This window comes from Shewanella inventionis (assembly GCF_014641855.1).
GTDB classification, from domain to species: domain Bacteria; phylum Pseudomonadota; class Gammaproteobacteria; order Enterobacterales; family Shewanellaceae; genus Shewanella; species Shewanella inventionis.
The window spans coordinates 85,798-98,914 of sequence record NZ_BMII01000009.1 but is presented as its reverse complement, the minus strand read 5'-3'; the positions used below and the strand labels follow the sequence as shown (position 1 = coordinate 98,914).

At 41.6% G+C, this 13,117-nt stretch carries 12 protein-coding genes; 6 read left to right on the top strand and 6 right to left on the bottom strand.

Translation table 11 applies throughout. The annotated features are described in order from the left end of the window. Positions 1–47: 47 nt before the first annotated feature. From IEW93_RS06920 to IEW93_RS06895, 6 genes are all read right to left on the bottom strand, one after another. Positions 48–1,325 (bottom strand): alkaline phosphatase, encoded by a 1,278-nt coding sequence (locus IEW93_RS06920; protein WP_223420127.1) that lies wholly within the window; start codon positions 1,323–1,325, stop codon positions 48–50. A 106-nt stretch (positions 1,326–1,431) separates the two neighbouring features. Then, complete coding sequence (gene gshB / locus IEW93_RS06915) at positions 1,432–2,379, bottom strand: glutathione synthase (RefSeq protein WP_188738310.1); 948 nt, start codon at positions 2,377–2,379, stop codon at positions 1,432–1,434. Positions 2,380–2,421: 42 nt separating this feature from the next. Beyond that, positions 2,422–3,162, bottom strand: coding sequence for a 16S rRNA (uracil(1498)-N(3))-methyltransferase (gene rsmE / locus IEW93_RS06910; protein WP_188738308.1), 741 nt, complete (start codon positions 3,160–3,162; stop codon positions 2,422–2,424). A 50-nt stretch (positions 3,163–3,212) separates the two neighbouring features. Then, positions 3,213–3,914 (bottom strand): endonuclease, encoded by a 702-nt coding sequence (locus IEW93_RS06905; protein ID WP_188738408.1) that lies wholly within the window; start codon positions 3,912–3,914, stop codon positions 3,213–3,215. 200 nt (positions 3,915–4,114) lie between these two features. Further along, positions 4,115–4,699 carry a SprT family zinc-dependent metalloprotease gene (locus IEW93_RS06900; RefSeq protein WP_188738306.1) on the bottom strand — a complete coding sequence of 195 codons (585 nt, stop codon included), beginning with the start codon at positions 4,697–4,699 and terminating at the stop codon, positions 4,115–4,117. Between the two features lie 66 nt (positions 4,700–4,765). Next, complete coding sequence (locus tag IEW93_RS06895) at positions 4,766–5,950, bottom strand: PA0049 C-terminal domain-containing protein (RefSeq protein WP_188738304.1); 1,185 nt, start codon at positions 5,948–5,950, stop codon at positions 4,766–4,768. 571 nt (positions 5,951–6,521) lie between these two features. Between IEW93_RS06895 and IEW93_RS06890 the strand changes: the two genes are divergently transcribed. From IEW93_RS06890 to IEW93_RS06865, 6 genes are all read left to right on the top strand, one after another. Continuing rightward, on the top strand, positions 6,522–7,853 hold the full coding sequence (locus tag IEW93_RS06890; protein WP_188738302.1) for a sigma-54 dependent transcriptional regulator: 1,332 nt from the start codon (positions 6,522–6,524) through the stop codon (positions 7,851–7,853). Between the two features lie 423 nt (positions 7,854–8,276). Next, positions 8,277–8,894: a FapB/FapC family functional amyloid domain-containing protein gene (locus IEW93_RS06885; protein WP_188738300.1), complete on the top strand. Its 618-nt coding sequence runs from the start codon at positions 8,277–8,279 to the stop codon at positions 8,892–8,894. 25 nt (positions 8,895–8,919) lie between these two features. Further along, a complete protein-coding gene (locus tag IEW93_RS06880; protein ID WP_188738299.1) occupies positions 8,920–9,990 on the top strand; it encodes a FapB/FapC family functional amyloid domain-containing protein in 1,071 nt (356 codons plus the stop codon). Positions 9,991–10,048: 58 nt separating this feature from the next. Continuing rightward, positions 10,049–10,753: a C39 family peptidase gene (locus IEW93_RS06875; protein ID WP_188738297.1), complete on the top strand. Its 705-nt coding sequence runs from the start codon at positions 10,049–10,051 to the stop codon at positions 10,751–10,753. Between the two features lie 10 nt (positions 10,754–10,763). After that, complete coding sequence (locus IEW93_RS06870; RefSeq protein WP_188738295.1) at positions 10,764–11,477, top strand: hypothetical protein; 714 nt, start codon at positions 10,764–10,766, stop codon at positions 11,475–11,477. A 29-nt stretch (positions 11,478–11,506) separates the two neighbouring features. After that, positions 11,507–12,826 (top strand): transporter, encoded by a 1,320-nt coding sequence (locus IEW93_RS06865; RefSeq protein WP_223418782.1) that lies wholly within the window; start codon positions 11,507–11,509, stop codon positions 12,824–12,826. The last annotated feature ends 291 nt before the right edge of the window (positions 12,827–13,117 follow it).

Sequence of the window (13,117 nt, the reverse complement as noted above, 5' to 3'; positions counted from 1 at the left end):
ATAAAATGTTAACAGCCCTTTGGTCTGCAAAAGGCTGTGTCGAGCGGTTATTGTTTTACGGCAGATTCTGGCAATAAGCTAAAGACTTTATTGGCAATGTCTGTATTGTCTTGATGACCACCAAAAAGTCTTGCTCCTGGACCTGCTGAAAACACTTGTACGTCAACGGCTGTATGCCCGCCGCTTGTCCAGCCTGTGTTTGAGTGAACGTCAATTATTTTTCGTAATGCGATAGTTAATGCTTCATTACCTTGAAGACGCGCATTGTCTAACGCGGTTAATTCAGTGTCGCTTGGGGTAAAACCAATTAGCTCAGTGACAACTGTTTGCCACTGCTCGTTAGCTATAGCTTGGTTTGCAATCTCGTCTGGACTGGCCTTAACTCGACTGAGCACCTCGGGTTTCCATTCATATTTGTCATTTGCGCCAACCGATAAGCCACCGGTGTTATGGTCGGCTGTAATGACCACTAACGTGTCTTTGCTTTGGCGTACAAATTGTTCTACAACTTCAATGGCTGCTGCAAACTCGTCCATTTCACCCATGGCTGTGGCGATGTCATTACTGTGACCGGCCCAATCGATTAAGCTCCCCTCAACTAATAGCACAAAGCCCTGCTGATTTTGTGACAGTAAGTCGATGGCTTTTTGAGTCATTTTACTGAGCTTATGACTTCGATTATCGTTGATTGCCCAGGGTAATTGTACGTCAGCGAATAAACCTAATACTTTGGGGGTGGTGATACTATCGAGTTGCGTAAACTCTGTGATGTGCTGGTAGCCTTTTTCGGTAAATTGTGTCAGCAACGATGCGGGAAAATATTGCTGGCCACCACCTAAAATGACATCGGCGTCAGTATCGATATAGGCTTGGGCAATGTCGATGTAGTTATTACGGCTTTCATTGTGAACAAGAAAAGCAGCTGGCGTTGCGTGGTTAACTTGCGAGGTTACCGCAATACCTGTAGCTAAACCTAATGATTTTGCCTTTTCCATCAGTGTGGGCAATGGACGTTTTTCAATGTCGACACTAATTGCACCATTATAGCTTTTAAAGCCTGTTGCTAATGCCGTTGCTGATGCTGCTGAATCGGTCACATAACCGCTCACAGAGGCAGGATAAGTGCTGGACATACCTACGAGTAGGCGATCAAAAACGGTTTGCTCTATCTCTTCTGTCTCTGGGTTGTCTTTATAATATCGATAAGCAGTGGTGTAGGCTGGGCCCATACCATCACCTATCATAATGATGATGTTTTTGGGTCTTGATGGGCCAACCGATGGCACGTTGGTGTTGGAGGCTCCAGTAACGTCAGGGCTTATCATGACATCATTTGCGAAGGCGTTTGCCCCACAAAGGCATGGTATTAACATTAAACAGATTACTGAGTGCTTAAACGTAGCGATAAAGTCCATGGGATATCCTATGTGGTTACTGGTTTACACGCGCTTCAATCGCATCCATTAACATGCCAGTAATGTTGACATCAAAGGCGGCTTCAATTTCTTTGATACAGGTTGGGCTGGTTACGTTAATCTCAGTGAGTTTGTCACCGATAACATCTAAGCCAACAAAAATCAGTCCACGTTTTTTAAGCTCTGGCCCTATTGCGCGAGCAATTTTCCAGTCACTTTCAGATAATGGTTGAGCCACACCACTTCCGCCGGCGGCCAAGTTTCCTCGGGTTTCGCCTTTCATCGGAATACGAGCTAACGCGAACGGCACGGGTTCGCCATCAACCACTAAAATACGTTTATCGCCTTGAGTGATTTCAGGGATAAAGGCTTGCGCCATAGCATATTGCTGCCCATAGCTGGTTAAGGTTTCAATAATCACGCCTACGTTTGGATCGTCTTTTTTCACACGGAAAATAGAAGTGCCACCCATGCCGTCTAAGGGCTTAAGGATGATGTCTTGCTTGAATTGATGAAACGCACGAATACGTTTGGCATCGCGGGTGACAATGGTTTCAGGCGTAAACTCTGAAAACCATGCCGTGAACAGCTTTTCGTTGGCATCACGTAAGCTTTGTGGCTTATTAACAATTAGCACGCCTTCTTCTTCGGCGCGCTCTAACATATAAGTGGCGTAGATAAATTCGGTATCAAATGGTGGGTCTTTTCGCATTAGCACAACATCAAGGTCGGCTAATGGTGTGTCTTTCGCTTCCCCTAAGGTGAACCAGTCATTTGCATCTTGTTTAACTGTTAATGGACGCATGTTTGCCATGGCTTTGCCATTAACCATAGCCAAATCGTGCATTTCCATATAAAACAATTGATAACCACGTGACTGTGCGGCTAATAGCATCGCAAAACTTGAGTCTTTTTTGATGTTAATGTCGCTGATTGGGTCCATTACAATGCCGAGCTTAATCATGGAGATTTCCTTACAATATGGGGAAGATAATATTGGTTTGTATTAGCCAATATCGCCAAATTTAACTTGTAGTGCGGTTATGGCGGTCAGCGATGCAGTTTCGGTACGTAGCACTCTTGGGCCAAGTAGTATGTCAGTGAAGTGTTGTGTTTCTGTCATGGCAATTTCTTCGTCTGACAAGCCGCCTTCAGGGCCGATTAACAGCCTGACTTTGTTATTGTCGGCAGTTAATGTTAAGCCATTTATACCGTGCGATGCGCGCGGGTGTAAATTCAATTTTATTGCGGTTGTGGGTTCTTCACACCACTGAGCCAGGCTCATCGCTGGGCGCACTATGGGCACGACACTGCGGCCTGACTGTTCACATGCGCTAATCACAATTTTTTGCCATTGCTGAAGCTTTTTATCTAAACGATCACCACTTAATTTAACACCGCAGCGATCTGAAAATAATGGGGTTATGGTAGTGACACCAAGCTCAACTGACTTTTGTACCGTAAACTCCATACGATCGCCACGAGAAATGACCTGGCCTAAATGTAAATCGAGTGGTGATTCGCTGATGTTTGCTTCACAGTTTAAGACCGTGACAGTGATGGATTTCTTACCAGCATCGATAATTTCAGCTAAATAATCATTGCCGTTGCCATTAAATAAGCTGATATGGTCGCCATTGCCCATACGCAATACTCGGCCAATATGCGCGACACCGTCATCGTCTAATTGCACTGTTTGCCCTTGTTGTAAGTTTTCAATGGGCTGGTAAATGCGGGGTACTCTCATCAGTGTAGACCTTATTTAATTAATGGCTCAGATACGTGCTAGATAGTGAATTAATGTATTAAGCCGTTATTTTGGCATTGTTTGAATACAAAATCATTATGATTACCTTGGCTGGCAGCGATTAAGCTATCACGTTTGCATTCTGTTGCGGAAACGGGCTGCAGTTTGTCCCATGCTAAGAATAATTTTTGCTGGCTGTTACTGATTTGCAAACCATAAGTTTGTTGCATGTAAAGATAAGTGCGGGCAATTTGCCCGCGAGCCTGCTTAGGGGGTTGAACTTTACGGCCTTTAAAGTCGACAATCATTTCACATTGACCATATTGATCCGCTTTTCCATTCCAGTCGCTAAAGCGATAATTACTGCGGTCGCCGTTTACCTCACCAATGGCTGGTACGAGATTATGTAAGTCGGCTTCCATTTTTTTAAATTTGTCGTTGTTTTTACCGCAATTTTTACGTCCGCCGTTTTGCCAGCATTGCAGCTGGTGGCCAAACTCCCATGCTGGAACCACATGCTCCCACTCAATTCTGTTGGCGCGTATTAACTGTTTACGTACTTTGTACCCACAGCTTTGGTGGTCTGCTTGCCAAAGCTTGCCACTGATTGCAATATCGCAGCCGCAATAAAAGGTATTGAGTGGTAATTGTTGCTGGTAAATTTTTTTGGCTATGGTTTTGGCTTGACTAAAGCTGCCCGGATGCTCTGCTGCCTGAACGGTCGTTAAAAAAATGCCGCACAAAAGCGACACCCCAAAAAACCAGGAGTGATAATTAGATATGCGCAAAATAAACCCTAAAAGTTAACTAAAAATCGACAGGACAGTCGTGTTTTCTAATTACATTAGAAACAGAAACAGGCCCTTATTGCGGAGTTAATCCGTCATTTTGCGCTGATGGTAAGCCATAGGGTGCGATGACGCAATTGATAAAATGTTACGCGTTAATGATGCTAATTTTTTTGTGCTGATTGAAGGGTTTGTTGGCAGCGGCGACAACGATATTGAGTTTGACCACGCACCACTCGATTATGGCGTCTAATAGAAAGTGTGGTGTTGCCACAGCCACAAAAATAGTCAAATTGTTGCCCGCTTACCGATTGAATATTAAGTTGATGGGTGGTTTTGGGGACCACGTTAAAAGTAGATACCATAATGCTTTGCCATTCTTTGCCATGGGGTTTTACTCGGCCAAACAGCTGGTAACACAGTAAGTGGCTTATTTCGTGCGGCACGACTTCGGTTAAAAAAACGTTTGGATTTTCGGCTAATAATACTGGGTTAAAGCGTAAGCGGTTGGTTTGTAAATGGGCGGTGCCGGCACTTTTTCCGCGTAAACTAAATTGCACTACAGGGCGTGGAAACTGGCGATTAAAATGATGCTCAGCATGTTGATAATCACTTTCGATTTTGTCGAGTATTTGCTGTTGCAAAGCTGATTTAGCCTGGCAGGATGTTAATGCCACTTTAGCGATTGCTTTCGGTCTGCCCAGCGCAGCTTGTTTGGGTGATGTAAAATTAAATAGATTCTTTAGCATGGCTTCATTCTTGGCTTGAGTAGCGTTTGCTACTCAAGCGCTAGGTTAGCAATTGAGATTATGCCATTACAAGCTTGTCGCTGCAGCGGCAATCATGGCTTTAATTTGTTCAACAATATCTGATTCAACTTGAGCGTCATACCCTTTTACTCGTGGAGTATGAATGTGACCAATAGGAAGGGTCAGGTTAAATTGATCGCGCATTAAAATACTGCGATAGGATATTTCATTAGATAAGTAGCCACCACCAGAGCCTTCGACTGAAATCTCATTTTGTAACTCTGCTAATGAAGTTGCATTAAATTGTTTACGAGAAAGGGTTCTAACTTGATGGTTGTCGTTTACAATCCAGCGCCCTTTTACAGCTTGCATTAACTCAACAGGTAATGAAAATTCAACAAATTCAGGGCCATTGAGTTTACCATCACTTGATGTTCCGCCATTAAATAAGGGCGCTTTAGGATTGCGCTGGCTTGCACCTGTTAATACATTTAAATTATCTGGTGCGTCAGCGCTTCGGTTACGGCCAGGAAAGCGCTCAATGTCAAAATTTTCTCTGCCCATACTGATGGTAAATAACATGTCTAAACTATTGTTTCGGTAAAACGGCGTTAATAATGATTCAATAATGCCGTTGTCAAAATCGCTGAATCTGACTGGGATCATTACCGTTTCTATTTGAGCTATTTTACCGTTTACATTAAAACGGTAACCGTCTAACGCTAATGCTGCTAGCCCAGATGGATTGCTTTGGCCTATGTTACGATCGAGAAAAAAAGGATCGAATCCCGTCACTAAAATGTGAATGTGAGTATTGGGATCAAATTCAATATCGCTAAAACCTCGAGATGATTTTTCAACCGCTTTGACGAGAATTTCACGCTGCCAGTCGGCGATGTTAAAGCCTGCACGCTCTTGCTTAAGGGTATTGCGCATACCTAAACGACTCCAGTACAAAGAGCGGTCGTCATCATGGCCTGATTGTACATCACGAACAGCTTGCTGCCATAAACGATGACCTTGCTGTGCGGCCATTTCTGTGACAGATAATTCGTCAGTTGCTTGCTGCAATTTTATTTCGAGCGTTTCGTTAATTGCTTGGTAGCGATTAACCACTTGCGGCATGGTTTGCCCAGCTTTTGATACGCGCATTTCTTCTATGTTTTTGGGGAGTTGCCCTGCAAAAGAGGTATTTGATAAGGCAAACAATGCTAATGAACTTAATAATAAAAAAGGGCTGCGAATAATCATGACGATTCCTTTTGGGGGCTTAAATGTCCATTGTGTTAAACAACGCGTGTATCAGTAATTGAACATATCAACTATGAGTTATCAATATCAAATAGCATCACAATCAGTCTTTGCCATAGTTATAACACAGTTGCTTTGGTGAATTAATATCGAGATAAGACTAATGTACTTAATTAGGGCCTAGTATGGTGTTTGGTAGATAAACTTTACAGTTGAGTTTGTTTTATGAGCCCATTCTTTCTATATTATTGCTATTTTTAGACCATACTAGGTCCTTACAGTAAGATGTAGCTAAGATTAAATGCACTTAAAGTAGATCATCGAGACGGCTAATTTGGGAAGCAAACCGTACTTAGGTGACAAAAACACTCAATATGTTAATACCGTAAATGAAATACCTAATATAAGTAATGACATACTTTATATAGTAGGTCGAATAATTAATAAGTTAATAAATACAATGCTTTATTTTGTATAGTGATTCAGCTTTTCTGGCTATATCTTCAAATAATATGCACAGGCTAGCATTGTGCTTGCCACTTTTGTGCCATGGTATTGAAAGGATATAAACATGGAACCGTTACTCATAGCAGGATTTCAGTGTAATGAGCTCAATGATGTACTTTCACGATTACACTATCAACTGCACTATATTGATATTGATTCATATAATAAAAATACAATTCCTCCTGATTGTGCCCTTTGTCTGATTGATCTTCGAAAAAACAATATCGTCAATAAAATCAACTACCTTGTCAAAGATCTAGATCCAGGTATTCACATCATTGTGCTGATTGACAAATCACAGCTTGAAATCTCCGAAATAACCACCTTTATTGCTCAATATGCTTGGGATTTCTGTACTAGCCCTATTGATCCTGAAAGACTAGAAAAATGCCTAGGCCATGGTATTGGTCTATCTAAATTAAAACAGCAGCACCAAGCACCTTTCGGGGAGCAACCCGAGCATGATACAGATAAACCTGTGACGCAATCGGATGTTATGCAGCAATTATTTCGACAAGTGGAGCGTGTCGCACCAACCGATATTCCTGTATTAATTCGCGGGGAATCTGGAACTGGTAAAGAATTAGTTGCAACCAAATTGCACCAATTCTCTTCGAGAAAAGACGGTCCTTTTGTGACAGTTAACTGCGGTGCCATGGCTGCAGGGTTAATACAGTCGGAATTGTTTGGTCACGAAAAAGGCGCGTTTACTGGGGCTGTTAGTGCTCGAAAAGGTAAAATTGCGCTAGCAGATGGCGGCACATTATTTTTAGATGAAATAGGGGATTTGCCTGCTGAGCTTCAGGTTAATTTGCTGCGTTTTTTACAAGAAGGTTTGTATGATTCCGTTGGCGGTGGCGTGCCGCAAACTGCGAATGTACGCATTATTGCGGCGACACATGTTAATTTAGAAAATGCCATCGACCAAGGGCAATTTAGGTTAGATTTATATTACCGCTTGAACGGCATTACTATAGAAACCCCAAGGCTTAAAGATAGACGAGATGACATTATTGGACTGGCTAATCGATTTATTCGTATTTATTCTGATGAATATGGGCTTGCGATTAAACCGTTATCTCAGTCAGCTTGCCATGCTCTGCTCAATTACCCATGGCCTGGTAACGTTCGAGAATTAATTAATCGTGTTAGGCGTGCAGTTGTGCTCAGCGATGCACAACAAATTAGTGCACAAAATCTAGAGTTAGCCAGTATTGAGAAAAAACGTCATATTGCGCTTTCGTTAAAGACCCTAAAAGATAATGCTGAAAAACAAGCGCTTCAACAGGCGATATTAATTGCTGATGGGCAAGTTGAATTAGCGGCAAGTTATTTAGATATTTCTCGTGCAACTTTTTACAGATTAATGGATAAGCATGATCTACAGCTAATGTAGGTAATTTTGCTTGGAATAATCAACGTCGCTCAAACAGACCTTGATGTCATAAATCGAGTCATTTTTTTCAAGCTAACGTAGGTGAGTTATTAGTGCACCACATCGCCCTGCTAGCAAAAAATAAGAAGCTGTAAAACAGCTTTAAATGTCTTGATATGAAAATTGATTTTCATTTCTTGCTCTGTCGTCAGGTTAAATAATGACAGCAATCATACAAGCTAGTACTGCTGGCTGTTTTGTCTCAAATTTAAGATCCCGCCTTTTTTATAAATTAATTGTTATATCAATAGCCTAGCGATTTCCTGTCTTAAACTTAAGAACTTTTGGTCAGCTTGTTTTTTGTATGTTACTGAAAAATATTACTTTTATTTGTTGGCACATGGATTGCTAAATCTTATGTATCAAATATGGAAGGAATATATTATGGAATTCATTAGCCAGGTACATTGCACTAGATTGCAATTATCTTTTAAGCGAGTAATAACATTGAGTATGTTAATGCTTGCTACGCATACTTACGCTGATGATGCTTCTGTTATAGGTTCACATGTTATGCAAGGCGCTGGTCGAGCAAGTGTTAATCAAGCTGCAGGTAATTTCAATATTCAGTCTAATAGTCATGCAATAGGTCAACGCACTGCAATTGAGACCATTAATTATAATCAATTGCCTCAATCAGTTTTACCTTCTGGTGAGGGTAAATCACTTAGTTCGGTTATCGACAGTCAAGCCTTTGCGCAATTCCAAGGTTTAGCCAGCATCAATCAAGTTAGTGGCGAATTCAATATGCAAGCCAATATTGGCACTATTGCCATGGACTCAACACTTGAAACGATTATGGGTCAAGGTTTAAGTGATTCGGCATTAACTCAAGTCTCTGGCCAGCTAAGTCCTTCTAATTATCAATTATCACATTATCAAGCCGAACTAGCTCCAGACAGTTTTTTGGATGCACAGGGCGTAATGCAAATTAATCAAATTTCTGGCGATAAAAATATTGCCATTAACCAATTCTCGTTGCAGTTACCAAGCGGGAATTAACCATCATCGATCGGAGGAAAGGAAGATGAAAAAGCTAACTTTAGTGCTTAGTATTGCAGCAATAATGAGTGGTTCTGCATATGCAAATGGAATGACAGAGACAGACAGTAGCGTTGAATTAGATAAAAAAGTAAAAGTGACTAAAAATTTAACCTATGAAGGTGCTGTTACCATAGAAGGTAATATTTTTGCCAACGGACTTGGTATGGCAGTAGTTGAAAATGTACAAGAGTCCAGTGCCAACATGGTTGTGAATTCCTACCATGATAATGAAGCTCAAATTACTGGTAATGCCTTTGAAAACTCAAGCGGTAATATTGGTGTTAACCAGGCTGCCGGTGAGTTTAATGCTCAATCAAACTCAGCAGCATTAGCAGCAATTGATGCCGGTTTTGCATTTGGTTCAGGTGATGCTGAAATCTTCAGCACACAAATTGGTGGATTTAACACAGTGTGGAATGACGCTTCAACCAATACATCGACCATCGACGGCGCTTCATTTATGAATGCGACAGGTAATATTGGTGTTAACGTTGCCTCGGGTAACAATAACATTCAAGCGAATAATATGGCGGCATCGACTTACAATGGTGCATTAGGTGAGGCAAGTGTCTCGAATGTCCAACAAACCGGCCATAACTATTCTGATAATTTAAGTGTAGTGCAAGGTTCAATAGAGTATGCGCAGGTCACTCTTGATTTAAATGCTGAAGGCACTTATGACGGTGGATCTGCTTTGGCTGAACCTTATTATCCTGAAATCATCTTAGAAGGTAATGGGGAGCATAATTCTGGCCCAGGTGAGGTTGTGGGGCATATCGACTTTGATTCAGAAAATGCTTCAAGCCCGGGCATGATGACCTTCGATGAAGAAGGGGATTTAGACTTAAACGGTACGGTAAGCGGGTCGTTACCTTACTTTGTTGAAACCGTTACCCAGAAAACCAACAACTCTTCTATGCTAGCGGGCACCGCTTTCCAAGGGGCGTCGGGTAACATTGGCGTTAACTTGGCCAGTGGTACAGGTAATTTACAGTCAAATAATCTCTCGTTGGTGAGTATCACTACTGCCACAGATATTGTTTCTGGTGAATAGATTGTATTTTAACCAAACGTTATGAATAAGGCAGGGGGGCAACCCCCTGATCCATACTATGAATAACACAACGTTAAGCGTGCTCGCTTTATCTTTCTTGATTTACTTACATCTCCCTGCGAGCTGTTTTGCTGCCAATATCCCGCTTACTGGTGTGGTGCCAGGGATGGGAACATATTCTAAGCAGATACAAAGTATACGGGAGCGTAAATTTGAATATGTGATTGAACAAAAAACGGATTTTTCATGTGGTGCAGCAAGTCTCGCTAGCGTACTCAAATATGCGTATGACCGCGATGATATTAATGAGCAAAAAGTGCTCATTGGCATGCTAGAACATGCCGATTTGGCCTTGGTTAAAGATCAAGGTTTTTCACTGCTGAATATGAAACGCTATTTACAATCACAAGGTTTAAGAGGTCGAGGCTATAAAGTTGGTGAAGCAGAGATGTCGTTGTTAAAAATCCCTGCGATCGTGTTACTTAATGATGGTGGCTATAGTCACTTTGTTGTGTTTCGGCGCCATGATGATGGAGAGGTGTATTTAGGCGACCCTGCGCTCGGTAATCGAATTATGAGCATGGATGAGTTTAAACAAAAATGGAATGGCGTAGTGTTTGTGGTAATAGGGCAAGATTATCAACGTGATAATCCTTTATTACACCCAAGAGCTAAATTAACGCTAAACACGCTTGATCCATTGTCTCCAATGACGGATGCCGAATTGCTTGAGTTTGGTTTTTCATATTCAGATATGCTTTAAGGAGGAAGGTATGAAATTAAGCATGATGCTCTTGCTGACTATCACAACGCCTGTGATAGCCAGTCCACCTTCGTTGTCAGTGTTTCAACAAAGCCAAGTATTGACTGACTTTGAGTTAGATTCTATGAAAGGTAAATACACAAATAATGGCCAAGATTATTATTTTGGCTTACAAATGCAAACTCAGTTTATTCAAGATAATGGTGTTCATCAGCAAGTCGGTATGCAAATCGAAATCAGCCAAGTCGATAATCAACCTTTAATTAATATTACGATTAGTGATCCCAATGCAGTTGACAGTCAACAGGGCATTGAGCTTGATTCGTTAGGGCAATCTGCCGGTTTACAACAGCGTATTCAAATTGCAGGTAGTGAAAACTTAGCCATTAATGAGCTTGATATGGCTCAGGGACGGTTAACACCGCTGTCGCATGGGATTAATGTGTCAGTAGGTACAACACTGGTGAGCCAAAATGGAAGTACAAGATTTTCTGCTAATGCCAATTCTCTTGGTTATCAAGTCGAGTTAGCATCGGGCAGTGCAACTCAAGGCATGAGTTATCAAAACGGCAATGGTCAGCTGGTGCAAAGCATTTTTATTGACGGACTCAGTCATGGTGTCATAAATCAGTCTACACTGAGGTATGACGGTATGCCTGTTGGACCAATTGAGTCAACTATACTTGGTAGGCAAATTAGTGATTTAACCGCTCTCGGATTTTAATTCATTTTGTACAAGCCAAGGATGTATTTATGAATAAGAAATGGACCTCAGCTGTCGCAGTGGTATTGCCAAGTTTAGTTGCAATACCCGCGTACGCTGCAGACACTCATTCTCAACCCGCCTCGGTATCGACGCTATCTGATCAAGACATTGCTGAGCTTAAACAGAAGTTGATTCAATTAAATCAGCAAATAAAGTTGCAGCAACAAACGATTAATCAGATGGCTCAACAGGTACTGAAACAAGAAGCATTATTAAGGCAAACTCAATCGACAGATGTTGCAACGACAACTCCGCAAACTGCGCCGCCAACTCAGCCGCAAGTAGCGCAAAAGCCACAAGCCGAATCTAATCAACAAACCGCAAAGTCGACAAATGGCTCGGATCGTAAAAAAGCCCCTGATAGAGCTAGAAGTACCGATGATGTACTGCAAGAAGCGCATAATGTATTTACCCGCAAGTTTACCGTTGAGCCTTCATTTACTTACAGTTATTACAGCCGTAAAGATCTCATCCTTAGAGGTTTTTTAGCCTTAGATGCGATATTTTTGGGTAATTTGAATTTAGATCGTATTCGCACCAATACCACGCAATTTGATCTAACAACGCGTTACACATTAAACGACTACTGGCAGTTTGAACTCGGATTACCTTACCTTTACCGTTGGAGTCAGTATGATTCTGTTGGCGAAGGTAATTCTAGCCAACGTTATGAAACGGCTAAAATTAGCGGTGGCCAAATCGGGGATGTCAGTGCCGCTGTTTATTATCGTTTAAATTCTGAGTCGTACGATTGGCCAGATTGGGTGTGGAACTTTAAGGTACGTGCGCCTACAGGACAAGATCCATTTGGTATCGCGTTAGAAACCTCAGAGTCGGGCAATTTAACTTACCCCACTGAAATGGCTTCAGGTTCAGGAGTTTGGAGTGTGTCTACAGGGTTTAGTCTTGCCAAAACCTTTGATCCCGCTATCGTATTTTTTAATTTAAATTATGGCGCAAGCTTTAAAGAGGAATTTGACGATCTTTCTGGTGCTGTGGGCAAAAGCCCAGGTGAAATTGATTTAGGCAATTACCTTGATTACAGCTTGGGTCTTGCTTTTGCCGTGTCTGAACGAATGAGTTTAAGTATGAGCTTCAATCAACGCTTTTACAGTAAAACTAAGCAAAGACCAGAAGGCGGAGATTGGGAGAAAATACCAAGAACCGACACTAACACTGCCAGCTTAGGTATTGGAGCAACTTTAGCGTTATCACCTAATTTGTCGATGGTGACATCGATAGGTGCGGGGCTTACAGAAGACTCTCCTGATTATCAAATCAGTTTACGTTTTCCATACCGTTTCTAAAGTCGCTGATAAATATCTAATACGATCAGCTAGATCTCGTTAAGCTATCGGACGTGTTCTAGATACGTGAACAGTGGAATTCGAGTTTTGGCCAGCCATTACCATCAAATTTGTTGGCAATGGCTGTGGTTTAACTTATACCATAAGCACAATAATGCGATCAATCTTACTGGTTTAAATCGCTTAGAATGTCGTTAGAAATTTTGAAGGTAAAACAACTAGCTAGCTGCAATTCCTGCCTTATTCTAAACGATTTTCCCTACGCAACCTCTGTTCACTTATCCTGATTGA

Excerpts from the sequence above, each read along its gene's own strand:
- IEW93_RS06920 (WP_223420127.1), bottom strand. The coding sequence starts at position 1,325 with ATGATAAGCCCTGACGTTACTGGAGCCTCCAACACCAACGTGCCATCG.
- gshB (WP_188738310.1), bottom strand. The coding sequence starts at position 2,379 with ATGATTAAGCTCGGCATTGTAATGGACCCAATCAGCGACATTAACATC.
- rsmE (WP_188738308.1), bottom strand. The coding sequence starts at position 3,162 with ATGAGAGTACCCCGCATTTACCAGCCCATTGAAAACTTACAACAAGGG.
- IEW93_RS06900 (WP_188738306.1), bottom strand. The coding sequence starts at position 4,699 with ATGCTAAAGAATCTATTTAATTTTACATCACCCAAACAAGCTGCGCTG.
- IEW93_RS06895 (WP_188738304.1), bottom strand. The coding sequence starts at position 5,950 with ATGATTATTCGCAGCCCTTTTTTATTATTAAGTTCATTAGCATTGTTT.
- IEW93_RS06890 (WP_188738302.1), top strand. The coding sequence starts at position 6,522 with ATGGAACCGTTACTCATAGCAGGATTTCAGTGTAATGAGCTCAATGAT.
- IEW93_RS06885 (WP_188738300.1), top strand. The coding sequence starts at position 8,277 with ATGGAATTCATTAGCCAGGTACATTGCACTAGATTGCAATTATCTTTT.
- IEW93_RS06880 (WP_188738299.1), top strand. The coding sequence starts at position 8,920 with ATGAAAAAGCTAACTTTAGTGCTTAGTATTGCAGCAATAATGAGTGGT.
- IEW93_RS06875 (WP_188738297.1), top strand. The coding sequence starts at position 10,049 with ATGAATAACACAACGTTAAGCGTGCTCGCTTTATCTTTCTTGATTTAC.
- IEW93_RS06870 (WP_188738295.1), top strand. The coding sequence starts at position 10,764 with ATGAAATTAAGCATGATGCTCTTGCTGACTATCACAACGCCTGTGATA.
- IEW93_RS06865 (WP_223418782.1), top strand. The coding sequence starts at position 11,507 with ATGAATAAGAAATGGACCTCAGCTGTCGCAGTGGTATTGCCAAGTTTA.